The sequence below is a fragment of the Pedobacter sp. UYP1 genome (assembly GCF_040547305.1).
Classification (GTDB): Bacteria; Bacteroidota; Bacteroidia; order Sphingobacteriales; family Sphingobacteriaceae; genus Pedobacter.
The window spans coordinates 237,221-254,514 of the sequence record NZ_JBEPPL010000003.1 but is presented as its reverse complement, the minus strand read 5'-3'; the positions used below and the strand labels follow the sequence as shown (position 1 = coordinate 254,514).

At 39.9% G+C, this 17,294-nt stretch carries 14 protein-coding genes; 10 read left to right on the top strand and 4 right to left on the bottom strand.

Annotation, left to right across the window (positions count from 1 at the left end; translation table 11 throughout):
- Positions 1–19: 19 nt before the first annotated feature.
- The 10 genes from ABIB30_RS08940 (at position 20) to ABIB30_RS08895 (ending at position 13,561) form a co-directional block, all read left to right on the top strand.
- Entirely contained in the window at positions 20–1,126 is a 1,107-nt protein-coding gene (locus ABIB30_RS08940; RefSeq protein ID WP_354301202.1) for a redoxin domain-containing protein, read from the top strand.
- A 105-nt stretch (positions 1,127–1,231) separates the two neighbouring features.
- A complete protein-coding gene (locus tag ABIB30_RS08935) occupies positions 1,232–1,921 on the top strand; it encodes a response regulator transcription factor (protein WP_068396433.1) in 690 nt (229 codons plus the stop codon).
- Positions 1,922–1,992: 71 nt separating this feature from the next.
- Positions 1,993–2,715, top strand: coding sequence for an RluA family pseudouridine synthase (locus ABIB30_RS08930; RefSeq protein WP_068396435.1), 723 nt, complete (start codon positions 1,993–1,995; stop codon positions 2,713–2,715).
- An 11-nt stretch (positions 2,716–2,726) separates the two neighbouring features.
- Complete coding sequence (locus ABIB30_RS08925) at positions 2,727–4,517, top strand: chloride channel protein (protein ID WP_354301198.1); 1,791 nt, start codon at positions 2,727–2,729, stop codon at positions 4,515–4,517.
- A 225-nt stretch (positions 4,518–4,742) separates the two neighbouring features.
- A complete protein-coding gene (locus ABIB30_RS08920) occupies positions 4,743–5,414 on the top strand; it encodes a response regulator (RefSeq protein WP_068396441.1) in 672 nt (223 codons plus the stop codon).
- A gap of 23 nt (positions 5,415–5,437) precedes the next feature.
- A complete protein-coding gene (locus tag ABIB30_RS08915; protein WP_354301196.1) occupies positions 5,438–6,793 on the top strand; it encodes a sensor histidine kinase in 1,356 nt (451 codons plus the stop codon).
- A gap of 102 nt (positions 6,794–6,895) precedes the next feature.
- Positions 6,896–8,206 carry a TolC family protein gene (locus tag ABIB30_RS08910; protein ID WP_354301194.1) on the top strand — a complete coding sequence of 437 codons (1,311 nt, stop codon included), beginning with the start codon at positions 6,896–6,898 and terminating at the stop codon, positions 8,204–8,206.
- Between the two features lie 9 nt (positions 8,207–8,215).
- Positions 8,216–9,310: an efflux RND transporter periplasmic adaptor subunit gene (locus tag ABIB30_RS08905; RefSeq protein WP_354301192.1), complete on the top strand. Its 1,095-nt coding sequence runs from the start codon at positions 8,216–8,218 to the stop codon at positions 9,308–9,310.
- A 32-nt stretch (positions 9,311–9,342) separates the two neighbouring features.
- Entirely contained in the window at positions 9,343–12,486 is a 3,144-nt protein-coding gene (locus ABIB30_RS08900; RefSeq protein WP_354301190.1) for an efflux RND transporter permease subunit, read from the top strand.
- Between the two features lie 205 nt (positions 12,487–12,691).
- Positions 12,692–13,561, top strand: coding sequence for an EamA family transporter (locus ABIB30_RS08895; RefSeq protein ID WP_354301188.1), 870 nt, complete (start codon positions 12,692–12,694; stop codon positions 13,559–13,561).
- A gap of 105 nt (positions 13,562–13,666) precedes the next feature.
- Here ABIB30_RS08895 and ABIB30_RS08890 read toward each other — a convergent pair whose 3' ends face one another.
- The 4 genes from ABIB30_RS08890 to ABIB30_RS08875 form a co-directional block, all read right to left on the bottom strand.
- Positions 13,667–14,458: a M48 family metallopeptidase gene (locus ABIB30_RS08890; protein WP_354301186.1), complete on the bottom strand. Its 792-nt coding sequence runs from the start codon at positions 14,456–14,458 to the stop codon at positions 13,667–13,669.
- A gap of 98 nt (positions 14,459–14,556) precedes the next feature.
- Positions 14,557–15,141 (bottom strand): hypothetical protein, encoded by a 585-nt coding sequence (locus tag ABIB30_RS08885; RefSeq protein WP_354301184.1) that lies wholly within the window; start codon positions 15,139–15,141, stop codon positions 14,557–14,559.
- A 90-nt stretch (positions 15,142–15,231) separates the two neighbouring features.
- A complete protein-coding gene (locus tag ABIB30_RS08880) occupies positions 15,232–16,383 on the bottom strand; it encodes an MFS transporter (RefSeq protein ID WP_354301182.1) in 1,152 nt (383 codons plus the stop codon).
- Between the two features lie 70 nt (positions 16,384–16,453).
- Complete coding sequence (locus tag ABIB30_RS08875; protein WP_354301181.1) at positions 16,454–17,293, bottom strand: hypothetical protein; 840 nt, start codon at positions 17,291–17,293, stop codon at positions 16,454–16,456.
- Position 17,294: the final 1 nt, after the last annotated feature.

The window sequence follows — 17,294 nt, the reverse complement described above, 5'->3', positions numbered from 1 at the left end:
ATCTATATAGTATATAAATATGAACAGAATAGCCACCCTTTTAATCGTGTGCGTTGCATTTGCCGCTTGTAATGACAAAAGCAAATTTGAGATCAGCGGGAAATTTGAACACGCTAAACCACAAGCAAAAGTTTATTTATATGGAATTAATAAAGCAAGCGAGACACCGCTCGATTCTACAGTATTATCCAATAAAGGAGAATTTAAATTCAACAGAAGCACGCCTGAAGTAGATTTCTTCAGAGTGAAGATTGACAACAGCGAATATATGCTGATCGCTAAAAACGGAGATGTCATCAAATTAGAGGCAGATCTTGAAGATAAAAATCTTGCTTATAAACTATCAGGAGCAGCGGAAGCTGATAAACTGGAGGAACTGAATAAGAACAAAAACCAGTATGTGGCGAAGCTTGCGGCTTTACAGGCACAATTTGAAGAAAATGTGGCGAATCAACCGCATAACAGAGACGCTATCGCAAATCAAATGAGACCCGCGCTGATTAAAGAAAATGAAGGATTGGTAAACTATATCCTGAAATTTGCCATGGACAATACGACTTCCCTTGCTGGATTCTATGCGATCAACTCTTTAAATCCAAGTGATTATGAGAAGGAAATGATCGCGTACTCAGAAAAAATCAAGAGTAATTTTAATAAAAATGAAGCAGTAACTGACTTTTTAGTGAGAATGGCTAAATTGAAATCTGTACAGATCGGACAGCTTGCACCAGATTTTACCATGAATACACTTGACGGAAAAACGGTTAAACTATCAGCTTTAAGAGGTAAATATGTTTTGCTTGATTTCTGGGCTTCCTGGTGTCAGCCTTGCAGACAGGAAAATCCAAATGTAGTAAAGGTCTATAATAAGTATAAAGACAGAAAATTCACTATTCTTGGTATATCCTTAGATAAAGACCCTGTAGCATGGAAACAAGCAGTAATTGCAGACGGATTAACATGGACGCATGCAAGTGAATTGAAAGATTTCGAGAGCCCTACAGTAAGAATGTACCAGGTAGAAGCAATTCCAAGTTCATTTATATTAGATCCAACAGGTAAGATTATTGCTAAAAACCTGAGAGCTGAAGAGCTTGATACGTTTTTAGAAAAGACTTTACGTTAACCCTAATTCAATGTTAAACTATCAGGTGTCATTAACAATTTGTTAACCTACCTTTAACCTGGTTATGCAAATGATTACTTAATTTCGTAACAAATATTTAAAGACATGAGCGCCGTAAAACAAAAGATACTGATAGTTGATGATGAACCTGATATCTTAGAGTTAGTTGAATATAACCTTAAAAAAGAAGGTTATCAGGTTTACCTGGCCAGCAACGGACAGGATGGGATTGCAGTTGCAAAAAAAGTGCACCCTGATCTGATCATTCTGGATATCATGATGCCTAAGATGGATGGGATTGAAGCCTGCCGTCTGATGCGTGCTATTCCTGAGTTCAAAAATACTTTCATGGTTTTTCTGACCGCAAGAAGTGAAGAGTACTCAGAAATTGCTGGTTTTAATGTCGGTGCAGATGATTATATCGCTAAACCAATTAAGCCACGTGCTTTAGTCAGCCGTATCAATGCCATATTGAGAAGAAATGTAAGTAATGATGAAGTTTCTGAGAACAAAGTTGAAATTGGCGATTTAGTGATCGACAGAGAGGCTTATCTTGTTTATCAGAGCGGACAAAAAGTAGTATTGGCAAAGAAAGAATTTGAATTGCTGTACCTGCTGGCTTCTAAACCTGGAAAAGTATATACAAGAGAGTCGATCCTTAAAAATATCTGGGAAGATTCGGTTGTAGTTACCAACCGGACTATAGATGTGCATATCCGTAAATTGAGAGAGAAATTAGGCGAAACTTACGTGGCAACTGTCAAAGGAGTAGGGTATAAATTCGAACTTTCTTAATCATTTACATTCTTATTTCAAATGGTAAAGGATGAAATTGTACTTTTGTACTGTTTTATAAATCCACACCATTGAAATATCCTTCATTTAAAGACCTCATTCTATTCGAAGACGATAACCATATCGTTGTAAATAAGCCGCCATTTGTTGCCTCATTAGACGAGCGTGGCGGCTCCGGCGAAGTTAATATACTTCGCCTTGCAAAACAGTATTCAGCTGATGCCCAGGTTTGTCACCGTTTAGACAAAGAAACATCAGGTGCAATTATCATTGCTAAAAATCCGGAAGCCTATCGTTCAGTCTCGATGCAATTCGAGAAGCGTAAAGTTCAAAAGACGTATCATGCCGTTGTTGACGGGTTGTTTACGTTTAAAGAGCTTTTCATTGACCTGCCTATCTTAAATGACGGAAACAGGAGCGTTACGATTGACCGTAAGGAAGGTAAACGTGCTGAAACCATTTTTAATTCTATTAAGTTTTACAGACATTATACTTTAGTAGAATGTAAGCCGATTACCGGCCGCATGCACCAGATCAGGATTCACCTGGCTACACAGCGTGCTGCAATTTGCGGAGATACTTTATATAAAGGTAAACCTGTATTTTTGTCCAGTATTAAAAAAGGGTACCGGATTGCAAAAGATGATGAAGAGCTTCCGATTATGAAGCGTTTCGCATTGCATGCCAAACATGTCATCTTTAAAGGCCTGGATGGGGAGGACATCGAAATTGATGCGCCATACCCAAAAGACTTTGCTACGCTGATTAAATTGTTAGATAAATTCGATTGCTAAACTCATAAGAAATGTACGTAAGATTGGTCAACTATCTTGACGCTGTAAATCAATACCGAAGGACAAAAATCTCCAACAGAAACTTCCTCGTTATAGCGGCCATGATAGTTGGCGTTTTGGCTGGACTTGCTGCGGCGCTCCTTAAAACGATTACCCATCATATTGAAGACTTTTTACAGGACGGTTTTCACTGGCAATATAAGTATTACCTGTTCCTGGTCTTTCCTTTTATAGGGATACTGCTTTCTGTGATGTATGTAAGGCGTTTTATCCGGAAAGGGAAATTCGAAACTGGTTTGACACCTTTGCTTTACACGATCTCCAGGAAATCAAGCAGGGTAGAACCCCATAATATCTATTCACAGATTATCACTGCGGCCTTAACAGTAGGCTTTGGTGGATCAACCGGGCTGGAAGCACCGATTGTAACCAGTGGTGCGGGTATAGGCTCTGTTGTAGGGCGCTTTTTAGGGCTCTCTTACCGCGAAACTACGATGCTGCTGGCATGTGGTGCAGCCGCAGGTATTGCGGGTGCATTCAATAGCCCTATTGCGGGAATTGTCTTTGCGATTGAGATCCTGTTACCTGAATTTACTATTCCGGCATTTATACCTTTGTTACTTTCTTCGGCTACAGCTGCAGTGGTGGCACGTTTCTTTTACAATGAACAATTGTTCTTTTTGGTTACTGAAGGATGGAAATTCAATTCGCTGGTCTGGTATGTTGTACTGGCTGTGCTGATTGGTCTGTTTTCGATGTATTTTACCAAAGCCAATTACTTTATCAAAGGCATGTTCTATAAGATCAAACATCCTTATCAAAAGGTTGCGGTTGGTGGTCTTGTATTGGGGGCAATGGTTTTTCTGTTTCCTACTTTGTACGGTGAGGGATATGTGACCATCAAAAATCTTTTAGGCGGCAATTATACAGCTGTCATTACAAATAGTATTTTTTCTGCTTATAGCAATATCCCTACAGTTGTTATTTTATTTACTGCGATTACGGTATTTGCAAAATCGGCAGCTACGCTGGTTACACTTGGTGCAGGAGGTAATGGGGGGATTTTCGCACCCAGTTTAATTATGGGTGGATTGATCGGCTTCCTGCTTGCTTTCACAATTAATACTTTAGGAATTGCCCATGTGAATGTTTCTAATTTTATCGTTGCAGGTATGGCTGCCTCGCTCAGTGCGATTATGCATGCACCGCTTACCGGGATATTCCTGATTGCAGAAATTACCGGTGGATACGTACTGATGGTGCCTTTAATGATTACCTCAGCTATTTCTTACCTGATCAACAGAAGTACAAATAAATACTCTATCTATACTAAACCTCTTGCTGAAAGTGGTGAGCTGATGTCTCATGAAGACAAAGACACGACAGTGCTGCATATGATGAAGTTAAAATACCTGGTAGAAAAAGATTACCTGGTGTTGAATGAGGAAGAAACTATTGCTGAAAAGCTGCCGGAAATCTTGCAGTCTAAACGAAATATTTTCCCGGTCATTGCAGCAGACAAGTCTTTCAAAGGTTTGATCTATGTAGAGGATGTATTGAAAAAAGCAATCAATAATCCGGCTAATCCGGATTTGACTGCGCATGACCTGATGCAAACAGCTCCTTCTATTGTATTCATCACAGATTCTATGAAAATAGTGCTTAAAAAGATGGAAAAAGAGAATGCATGGTTGTTGCCTGTTTTGAATGAACAGGAAGAATATATTGGTTTTGTTTCTAAAACTGCGGTGTTCAATAAATACCGCGCTTTATTGAGCCGCCAGGCCGATTATATGGAGTAAATTTGATTGGCTTCTGGATTTTTTCAGGAGCCACCTCATTTTTATCCCTCTATTTTAATGTTGTTTTAATCTCCAGAAGCTTCATTCTCAGAGCTATTCAATTCTTAATCCTTATTTTAGCTAATAAATTGATAATCAACATTAAAATCCTTTAATGTGGGTTAAAATCCTATGCGTTAGGGGTATCTTTGGGGCAATCAATATGCACTCATAATTAGAAGGAAAATGAATATTTTAATGATTGAAGACGAGCCCAAGGTTGCTGCATTTATTAAAAAGGGGCTGGAAGAACAATTAAATACCGTAACCGTTGCTTATGATGGAAATATGGGTTGTAAAATGGCCCTGGAGAACGATTATGAGCTGATTATATTAGATGTTATTCTTCCCTATCTGAATGGGATGGAAGTTTGTAAACAAATCAGGCAATTAAAAAAGGAAGTTCCTATTTTAATGCTTTCCGCTTTAAATACAGTAAGTGATAAGGTACAAGGATTAGAGAACGGTGCCGATGATTATTTAACTAAACCCTTTCACTTTGCAGAATTGCTGGCCCGGATTAAAGCTTTAGGCAGACGCCGCGATCAGGTTTTACCAGGAACTATTTTCAGGATTCATAACCTGGAAATGGATTGTTACAAAAAGACAGTCACCCGTAATGGTAAAAATATCATTTTATCCGCTAAAGAGTTTACCCTGCTGGAAGTGCTGATGGCTAATAAAGAACGGGTATTGTCCAGAGTTTATATTGCTGAAGCAGTTTGGGGAATATCATTCAACAGAGGTACTAACCTGATTGACGTTTACATTAACTACCTGCGGGCTAAAATTGATAAAGGTTTTGATCAGCAACTAATCCATACTGTGATTGGAATGGGTTATGTAATCAAAGGATAATTAATGAAGTAAAAGCCGTCCCGATGAAAGTTAAAAACAGACTGTCACTGCAATTTACCTTTATGTTTGCCATTTTACTTTTGGTGGTACTCACAGGTATTTATGTGCTGGTAGAACATAATCGCTTAAAGTCTTTTATGAATAAGCTCGATGAAAGAGCAGTAACCGTTGCGCAGTTTTATCTTGCCGAAGATAATTTATCAAAAGATATATTCCGCCAGGTTGCCAAAAAATTTCCTCAATCACTCACCCATGAATCTATCCGGGTTTACGATGACAAGTTTAATTCCAAATTTACCAGAGAGGATTCTATCAGCTGGAAACATGATTTCCTGTCACAGATCGTTAAAAAGAAATCTATTCATTTGCGGCAGGGAGAAACGCAGATTACAGGAATTTACTACCCGGATAACTCCGGTAATTTTATAGTCGTAGTTTCTGCAATTGATGACCGGGGCTTGCATGATATGGAGCAGCTCAGGCTGATCATGACTGCATTCTTTATCAGTTCTCTTTTTATTACTTTTTTCATCGGACGTATTTTTGCGCGCATTTCATTGCAGCCTATCGTTTCCATTACAGACAACCTAAAAAGAATCAGGGCCTCTAGCTTACACCACAGGTTAAGCGTTAATCAGGCTAAAACTGATGAAACAGATAATTTATCTTCTGCTATTAATCAATTGCTGGAACACCTGGAACAATCTTTTGAAAGTCAGAAGTCATTTGTTGCAAATGCTTCTCATGAATTGCGTACACCAATCACCTCTATATTAGGGGAGGCCGAAATCACTTTGATGAGAGAGCGCAGCCCTGAAGAGTATAAGCATGCTTTGCAAGAAATTGTAGGCAGTGTAGAAAGGTTAAACTATATCATCAATAGTTTAATGGAGCTCATGCAGACCAATTTAGATAACAAAGATTTTCAAAGTATAAGAATAGACGAACTGATCTGGGAAATTGCAGATGAATTAGCCTTTAAAACCAATACTGATCCGATTAAAATTATTTATGATCTGCCAACCGATCAGTCTAAAAGGACTTTACAGGGAAACAGGCAATTGTTATTTATTGCCATTAATAATATTCTTAAAAATGCGGTTAAATTCTCTGTGGGTCAGGAAGTCTTATGTACAGTAGGTTATAAAAACCAACAGATGGTCATTGCAATCAAAGATGTCGGCATTGGCATTAGTCCAGCAGATATTAAAAAGATATTCCAGCCCTTTTACCGTTCTGCCAATGCTTTGAATTTTTCGGGCTACGGCATTGGTCTTTCTTTAACCAATAATATTGTGAAGCAGCACAATGGTTCTATTCAGGTGGAATCAATTTTGGGCCAGGGTACTACTTTTTATGTTTACCTGCCTATAAATTAGGCCACATTAAAGCTTTCTAATGAACTTCTAATGCCCACGTAATGTGCCTTTAAGTAGCTCCTAATGCCTATACTATAGCTTTGTTTTTAAAATAATAAAGCTATGCAATTGAAATTTGTGCTCCCTGTATTGCTGGTAAATCTCTGTGGTTTTACCGGAATTGATTCAGTAATTGCAAGGGATGATGGCAAAAATGATACACGTGATTCCTTAAATATCACGATCAAACAGGCAGAAGACTTGTTTCTCAAAAACAACCTGAGTTTAATAGCTGGTCAATATAATATTGACGATGCCAGGGCACAAGTGATTACCGCCCGCTTGTTTGATAATCCGGAAGTATCCTATGAGAACATATTATACAATTCCGCAAACAAGAGGATACTGGATGTCAGTAAACAAACCGGGCAGCGTGCTGCAAGTATCTCCCAGCTTTTTCAAACTGCGGGTAAACGGAATAAGAATATCAAGTTGGCCAAAATGGGTGTACAGCAGGCGGAATTTCAGCTTTTTGATCTTTTGCGTACTCTTAAATATACTTTGAGAACTGATTTCTATAAAATTTACTATCAGGAGCAATCTGCAAAAGTATATGCCAAAGAGATCAGCTCTTTATCAAAAACACTGGTTGGATTTAAACAGCAATATGCCAAAGAGAATATTGCACTGAAAGAAGTATTAAGGATTCAATCTCAATTGTACACGCTTCAATCAGAGCTAAATGAACTGAAAGATGATATCGATGATGTACAAAGTGAATTTAAACTGCTAATCCGCACCAATGCTAACGTACACATTGTTCCTCAGCTTGAATTCAATCTGGATGGCAAAGATGTATTACAGCAAGTTACCTATAAAAAACTGCTCGACTCCGCTTATACCAACAGGTACGATTTAAAGCTATCACACTCGGTGATTGAATCCAGTAACCTTAACCTCCGGCTGCAAAAGTCAATGGCTATACCAGATGTGACCATGTCGATTACTTATGACCGCTTTGCAGGTTATACACCTAATTATACTGGTCTTGGAATCAGTATACCGCTTCCTCTTTTCAACCGGAACCAGGGAAATATCAGACAGGCAAAGGTAGCGATTGATATCAGCAAAAATGCTTTGGCACAACAGGAAGATCAACTGCAAAGTGATCTGGACAATAGTTATCAGGCTGCGGATAGATTGGAAAGGCTCTATAACAGCTTTGATCCCAAGTTTAAAGCAGACTTTACACATTTGATAGAAGAAGTTTATAAGAGCTATGAAAAACATAACATCAGCCTGCTTGAATTCCTGGATTTCTATGATTCCTATAAAACCAATGCGATCCAGCTGAACAATTTGCAGCTTAACCGCATCAGCTCTTTAGAACAGCTGAATTTCGTTACAGGTACTCCATTCTTTAATCAGCAATAACCTCTTTATATGCATACTTATAAAATATTTACGCTGGCAGCTGCATTTGGTACTGCCACTTTATTATTCTCGTCTTGCACACGTCATGATGCAGCCTCAAAACCTGAGGATAATAAATTCAAGGTCACCGATAGTTTATTGGGCAGTCTATTAGTGGATACTGTTCAGCAGGCCAGCGCAATTTCTCAGATTACCCTGACCGGGACGATAGAGCCTGATGAAAACAAGGTCGCTAAAATTTATCCTATGGTGAGCGGGATCACTGAAAATGTGAATGTCCTGCTGGGAGATGTGGTGAGCAAAGGGCAGACCTTGGCCAGTATGCACAGTGTGGAAGTTGCTGGCTACTCAAAAGACCTGATTAGTGCAGAAGCAGATTTGAGGGATACCAAAAGAACGCTGGAAGCTACAAAAGACTTGTATCAGAGTGGGCTGGCTTCGGGCAAGGATCTGGAACAGGCAAAATCAGACTATCAAAAGGCATCGGCAGAAAATAGCCGGGCACATTCAGTGATGTCGATCAATAAAAGTGATAAGCGTGGCTACCTGATCAAAGCGCCGATCAGTGGATATATTGTAGAGAAAAACATCACCAGCAATATGCAGGTAAGAGCTGACAATACCGAGAACCTGTTTACTATTGCTGATCTTTCTTCAGTTTATATCATCGTCAATATTTACGAATCCGATATCACAAGTGTACAAACGGGTTATCCGGTTCAGATTACTACACTGGCTTATCCGGGGAAAATTTTCACCGGGAAAATAGATAAAGTGTACAATATGATTGACAAGGACAATAAATTAATGCGTGCCCGCGTGAAAATCAGCAATCCGGGGAATTTACTGAAACCGCAAATGTTTGCCAATGTCGTGGTACAGGCAAAATCGGGAGAGAACCTGCCGATGATTAATACCCGTTCAATTGTACTGGATAATGACCGGAATTATGTGGTGGTTAAGGAAGGGAAATCGCAAGTACGTATACAGCCAATCACTGTTTCCAAACGTGTAGAAGACCGCGCTTATATCAGTGCAGGCTTAAAACCCGGTGATCAGATTATTGCGTCAAGACAGTTGTTCCTGTACGAATCTCTGAAATAACATGATCCGCTTAACCCGTTTAAATTCAAGCAATGAATAAAGTAATTAAATCAGTACTGGCTTTTTCTCTTAAGAACAAGTTCTTTATATTTTTCATGACGTTCCTGCTCCTGGTGGGAGGATACTTCAGTTTTAAAAGCATCGCAATAGATGCGTTTCCCGATGTAACGAATACTTCGCTGACCATTATTACCCAATGGCCCGGCCGCAGTGCGGAAGAAGTAGAGAAGTTTGTGACCCGGCCACTGGAAATAGCGATGAATCCGGCGCAGAAAAAAACATCGATCCGGTCTTCGTCTTTATTTGGACTTTCGGTAGTCAAAGTAACTTTTGAGGACAATGTGGAGTATGATTATGCGCGTCTACAATTAAATAATCACTTAGGCGATGCCGATTTACCAGAAGGCACGAAACCTGAGATTTCACCGCCTTACGGGCCAACAGGTGAGATTTTCAGATACACATTAACCAGCAGCAAGAAGTCTGTTAAGGAACTAAAAACACTAGAAGAATGGGTAGTGGAACGTGAAATACGGTCTGTGCCTGGTGTGGCGGATGTGAATAGTTTCGGCGGCCCGACTAAAGCTTATCAGATTACAATTGATCCTGAAAAAGCTGTGCAGTATGGTGTTACGCCGCTGGAAGTTTATGATGCTGTTTCTAAAAGTAATATTAATGTAGGTGGTGATGTGATTGAGCAAAGCGGACAAGCTTATGTAGTGCGGGGAATTGGTTTGCTGAATAATATCAATGAGATTAAAAACATCATTGTTGATAATGTGAAGGGGACACCCATCTTCGTGAAAAATATTGGTGAGGTTACAGAATCAAGTTTGCCACCTCTTGGACAGGTTGGCCGTGATGGTGACCCTGATGTAGTAGAGGGAATTGTGGTCATGCTGAAAGGTGGAAATACAAATGATGTGATTCAAAGCCTTAAAGCCAAGGTGGATGAACTGAACAATAGTATTTTGCCGGACGACGTTAAGATCAATGCTTTTTATGACCGGGAAGATCTGGTAGATTTTGCAACGCATACGGTGCTGCATAACATGGCCGAAGGGATCATTTTCGTGACGGTCATTGTATTCCTTTTTATGGCCGATTGGCGGACCACAATTATTGTGGCTATTGTGATCCCGCTGGCTTTACTTTTTGCATTTATTTGTCTCAAATTTAAAGGCATGTCTGCCAATTTACTCTCGATGGGGGCGATTGACTTTGGGATTATCATAGATGGGGCCGTCGTGATGATGGAAGGTATTTTTGTGGTACTGGATCATCGGGCAAAGAAAGAGGGGATGGAGAAATTCAACAAACTCAGTAAACTGGGGATGATCAAAGAAGCTTGTCTGATCAATGGTAAAGGTATATTCTTCGCAAAACTGATTATCATTATTGGTTTGCTGCCGATCTTCAGCTTTGAAAAGGTAGAAGGTAAAATGTTTTCTCCTTTAGCGTGGACATTAGGTTTCGCTTTATTAGGCGCACTAATTCTGACTTTTACTTTAGTACCGGTCATGGCCAGTGTCCTGTTGAACAAGAATGTTCGTGAAAAGCGCAATTTCTTTGTAGAATGGATCACGCGCAATTCCATGCGACTTTTCAATATTTGTTTTAAAGGCAGAAAAATAGCTTTTCCAATTTCCATTATCATTTTGGCGGTCAGTCTTTTTTGCTTTAAGTTTTTAGGGACAGAGTTTTTACCGCAACTCAATGAGGGAACTATTTATGTGAGGGCGACCGGGCCCTTGAGCACTTCGCTGGGTGAATCTGTGAAACTCGCTAATGATATGCGCAGAACCTTCAGAAGCTTTCCTGAAGTTAAGCAGGTTATTTCTCAAACAGGCCGTCCGGATGACGGAACAGATGCGACAGGGTTCTACAATCTGGAGTTTCATGTGGATCTTTACCCACAAGACCAGTGGAAAAGTAAAGAGAGTAAACCTGAATTGATCCAGCGGATGCAGGAAAAACTGAAGTTTTTTCCGGGGATTGATCTCAACTTCTCTCAGCCAATTTCTGATAACGTAGAGGAAGCTGTATCCGGTGTAAAGGGATCTATCGTTGTGAAGTTATTTGGCGATGATCTCAAATTTGTCGAAGAGAAAGAAGAGAAGATTTTCAAGATCATGAAGGATATTAAGGGAGTGGAGGATCTTGGTATTATGCGCAACCTCGGACAACCAGAATTGCGGATTGACCTGGATCAGGAAAAGATGGCTCTGTATGGGGTGACTACTGCAGATGCAGGTGCGGTCATTGAAACGGCTATCGGTGGAAAAGCGGCTACACAAATTTATGAAGGTGAACGTAAGTTTGACCTTCGGATCCGTTATCCTGAAAACTTCAGGAACAATGCGAATGCGATTGGCGATTTAAGGGTACCAACGCTTTCGGGGAATAAAGTTCCGCTGCGGGAAATTGCTAATATCAGGAAACTGGTTGGCCCGAGTTTGATTTACCGCGATAAGCATAAAAGATATGGTGCAATCAAGTTTTCTGTTCGTGGCCGGGATATGGGCAGTACCATTAAAGAGGCTCAGGACAAAGTGAATGCGCAGGTTAAACTGCCTAAAGGTTATCATATAGAGTGGGCAGGAGATTTTGAAAACCAGCAAAGGGCAACTCAGCGTTTAACACAGGTGGTGCCGATTAGTATATTGTTGATTTTCTTTGTCCTGTTTATTTTATTCGGAACGATCAAAGATTCATTACTCGTTTTAAATAATGTACCGTTTGCAATAGTAGGTGGGGTATTTGCGCTGCTGCTTACGGGGATAAACTTTAGTATTTCTTCTGGGATCGGTTTTATCGCTTTATTCGGGATCTGTGTCCAGAATGGGGTTATCCTGATCACCAAGTTTAAGTCAAATATTAAGGAAATGCGGCATAGTCATCCTGAATGGACGTTTATTGATGCGCTTAGAATTGGTGTGGAATCCCGGATCCGTCCGGTAGTGATGACCGCAATGATGGCAGCGATTGGATTATTACCAGCAGCAATGTCAACAGGTATCGGTTCCGAAACTTCTAAACCACTGGCCACAGTAGTGATCGGGGGATTGATTTCTGATACCTTATTTAACCTGTTTATATTCCCGATTGTATTTTATTGGGCTTACCGTAAAAAGGTAATGAAACAAGATAAACCTTACACTGCTATTGCTGAATAGCAAGAATTAAAGGAGGTTTGTTGCAGATCGTATTGTGGCTGGGGTTGAGAAGGGATTGGAAGGGCTAATGACCCTTCCAATCCCTTCTCAACCCCGGCCACTTCTATAGGTTAAAGCGTCCCGTTATTGTTGCAACTTTTCCTGCATTCTTAATTAGATCACTCTAATTTAATTGAGGAAAATAATAGCTAAATTTGCGGCGCAAATGAATAACAATAAATCTTTTACCTTACCACCAATTCCTGCCGTTCTTTTATCAATTGTCAGTGTACAGTGCGGAGCTGCAATCGCTAAAGGTCTGTTTCCTGTTTTAGGGGCGCAAAGTACGGCTTTAATCCGGATCGGCCTTTCGGCCGTTATCCTGATGGCTGTTAACCGGACAAATTTAACGAAGCTTACCGCCAGACAATGGAAAGCAGTTATTCCTTATGGAGTATCCCTGGGTTTAATGAATCTGATTTTCTATATGGCGATTGAGCGGATACCGCTTGGTTTAGGAGTGACGCTTGAATTCGTCGGGCCATTAATTGTAGCCATCTTCGGATCTAAACGTATCACTGATTATTTATGGATTTTACTGGCCGGAATAGGGATCGCGCTTATTGCCCCCTGGACTGGTAAAGGAGTTGATCTCATCGGTGTTTTATTAGCGTTGACCGCAGGAGGTTTCTGGGCAGGTTATATTGTGATGGGCGGAAAAATCTCCAAGATTATGAATGGGGGAGATGCAGTTACAGTAGGCATGTTATTCGCTACCCTGGTCGTTGCACCATTTGGAATTGGAAGTGGGGGACTGATGCACTTAACACCAACTCTTCTTTTAATGGGACTGGCATTGGCACTTTTGTCAAGCGCCATACCGTTTACACTTGAAATTAATGCGCTGCGGCAAATGCCTGCACGCACATTCAGTATCCTAATGAGCCTCGAGCCTGCTGTAGCGGCTTTGAATGGACTCATTTTATTACATGAATTTTTAACTTTTAATCAATGGCTGGCCGTTGGCTGCGTGATTATTGCCAGTGCAGGAGCAACCTTGACAACCAGGAAAGCCGTCGTACAAGAAAATGTATAAAAAAAGCCAGGTTTGATGCAATGTTCCCATAATTGTCTGACTTTTTGGGAGTATTGCATCAGGCCCGGCTTTTTCATAACAGCTTATTTTAACAGCTATGGTGTCTTATTTTGACAAACCATCTTTTTTAGCTTTTTCCAGGATTTTTGCTGCGCGTGAACCGCTATCAGGATGTGAACTTAACATCTTTTCAGTTTTACTTTTTTCAGCACCAGATGATTTTTCCATATCGGCGAATTTCTGAAATGCACTTGCTAAAGCAGTTACTTTATAATTGTGTTTTTTCATAAACTCATAAGAATAGTCATCAGCTTCACTTTCTTGTTTACGGTTATATTTACTATCCAAAAGTGCATTGGCAAAACTTCCCAGCTGACTTTGTGAAAGTGAATTCACTACACCTGATTGAGAAGATGCTGCATCTGATATAGCTTCTCTTTTATAAGCACTTCTTACTGCATCCCTGGTGTCCTTATTGGCAACGTGTCCAATTTCATGACCGATAATCCCTAATAATTCGTCATCACTCATGATATCCATTAGCGAAGAAAATACGCGTACACTACCGTCCGCGCAAGCAAAAGCATTGATGTCTTTTACTTTATATACTTTATAGTTTAGCTTAAGTCCGCCTTCATTTTCATGTTTTGAAAAGATCTTATTCAAGCGGACAGTATAAGGATCTTTAGCCGGGGCAACAGTATTATGCTCATCCATCCAGGTTACAGCTTCACCAGCAAGTTTTGCAGCATCAGCATCAGAGAAAGTTACTGCTTTTGCTCCCTTTTGTAATGCGCCCAGACCTTTACTGTTTAACTTAATTTGTGCTGAAGCAGAATGGATCCCAAGAGAAAGAGTTAAGCCCAGCAGAGCGAGAGGTAAGATAGTTTTATTCATTTTTTATTATTTAGTTATTTGTTACGTATGCATGAACAAATAATACGCAAGAATTGTTTGCCCGGTAAATAATAAATTATTCTTTCTGATTAATAGTGTTAATTCTTTTTTTTAAGGAACGTTGCCTGCTTCTTTTTTAAGTCCGGCGTATAGGCCTTGTTTACATATTCATCGTTAATATGCCTGTTTGCTTTATAATAGTCCTGAAGTATTTCTTCTCTGCTTAACAGGGAGAGCATATTCATAGCAATTGGCTCATGTTCATTCTTATTATATTTATCTCTGGAAAAGGCCATGGTAGAAAGTCCGGTAAAATAGATATTCCATTTTTCCTGTTCCAATGCACCGTATATCAGGTAAACATAATCCAGTTTCGCCAGCGTGTCCTTGTCCTGGACGAGTAATAGTAAATAACACTTGTCTTTTCTACTGTTAAAAAACACAGCATCATCTAACTTCCAGTTACTCTTTTTAAGCACCTGAATATCCTTCAGGTCTTCAGAAAGCCATTTCTTCAGGCTTTTATTCGCGGTGGCCTGTACATCATGGTAAATGTCGTTTTTCTTAAAAACATCAAGTTGTGCATCAAACAAAGATCTTCTGCGATCTGTATTAACACAAGCAAAGAGCCCTATAATTGAAATAAATATCAACAAGTACTTTTCTCTATGTTTATTCATCATCAGTCCTGTGTTTCCATGAATTATACCCTATCAAGGTAAGAATTTTAACATGAATTTTACAGAAATAAAGATTGTCAAAGCAGTAGAAATCTATTTTTGACGATAAGAAATACTCACCAGCAGCAACAGCCCGGCAATCACACAGAAAGCAACAGAAAGGGAGCTGTAATAAGCAATAAAACCAATCCCTGCCGGACCAGCCAATGAACCGGTATAACCTATAGTAGTTACCGCAGGTAAAGAGACCGAAGCAGGGACATCTTTTACTTTACCGGCTGCGCTGAATAGAACAGGGACAATGTTGGCAGCTCCCAAACCTACCAGTACAAAGCCTGCCAAGGAAAGCCATCCCCACGGACTGAATACGGCAACAAGGTATCCTGCTGCTGAAATAGCTGATCCAAATATGATTATTTTCTGAGGACTTACTTTGTCCACGAATTTATCACCCAGTAAGCGCATAGCCGTCATTGCAATTGAAAACGCGGCATAACCTGCTCCGGCAATAGCTGCATCAAAATTCTTGATATCTTTTAAGAATACAGCACTCCAGTCCAGGATTGATCCTTCGGCGAGAAAGACAATAAAGCACATTAAACCCAGGAAAATTACAGCGCTTCCCGGCCAGGAGAATTTTGTTTTTTCTGTAGTTGTTGATTCTTGGTCTGAGGATAAAAGAGTTTGATATTGACTGAGTGCGATCAGTAGCAGCAGGATCGAAATACTTCCTATCGCAACAATAGGCTGCAGGTCGAATTTGAGCATTCCACCCATAAATAGCGGCCCCAGGATTCCGCCCAGGCTAAACAGCCCATGAAAAGAAGACATGATATGCTTTGAATAATGACGTTCTATATTGATAGCCTGAGCATTCATAGCCACATCAATTGTTCCTATAGCAGCGCCAAAAATAAATAAGGTAAGCCCCATTGTTAATGGCGTATCCATGATAAGCAGCAAAGGAAGGATGATCGATAGGAGTATAATCGCGCTCAGAATAAGTTTTTTACTACCATGTTTTCGTATCAGAATTCCGGTAATTGGCATCATGAGTAAAGCACCGGCTCCCATTAGCAGCAGTAGTAATCCTAGGTTTGCATCATTAAACCCAAGACGTTCTTTAGCATAAGGAACTATTGGTGCCCAGCTGGCAACCCCCAATCCACACACTAAAAAAATCAGCATGGTTGATCTGCGTGCACTAAGAATGGTAGAAGAAGGTTTGGTGTTTGTTTGCAACATGGTGCAAAGTAAAGCAAATCTGCACAGTCATGTAGCATATAATCCGCCCCGAAGATATTTTGAGTTTTCCTTAATTAGTTAAAGGGTATAACTCTTTTGCTATTAATTTCAAGGCATGCAATGAATTAATTTCGGTGATGATGAACAACAATAAAGACATTTTAATAGGGTCTGTTGGTTTTTGGAAGCCGGGAATCTTAAAATGGGGCAATTGATTGTCATTGATTACTCCATGAAAATGTTCGTAAATTCCTATACTGTTTAAATTTAAAGTAGTGAGCAGTTTAAGGATTCTGTAATTATTAGTTTCATCATCCTGCCCCTGCAGATAAATTAGTAGTTCCCTTTGTACCTTCAACACATAAGTGTATACGGCAAAAGAAATTTCTTCATTTGGTTGCTGATCTTCAAACCTGAGGACGGTTAATAAATGGGTAACTATAGTGGTATTGATACCTCTTTCGAGTAAAGTTTTTTCTATAAAATGATGATTTATTTCCTCCTGGTACTGATGCTGTTCAATAAAGCTAAACGGAACTTTACCATCGGTTTTAAAGAAATTTTTCAGTTGTGTCTGCATAAATTGCAGGATACTTACCAGCGCATTATAGAGGCGCTGTAAAGTAAGTTCCCCATCATCATCTTCATTATCCTCATCATCCTGAATATTCAAGAAAGTATAGACTTGCTCGGTCATGGCCACAAGTTCATGCTGATGCTGATGGAAATATTTGGTAAAGAGTACCGCGTCTTTTTGCAGACTTGCGTCCTTAAATATCTGACAAATACGTACAGCCTCTATGGCTATATTTTCAATAGGATTACGCTGCTCAGTCATCCAGGCATCAAGCCCTTCACTTTCGTGTAAGGCATCAACCAGTGACTTGAATTCCTGCAGTTCATATTTCATG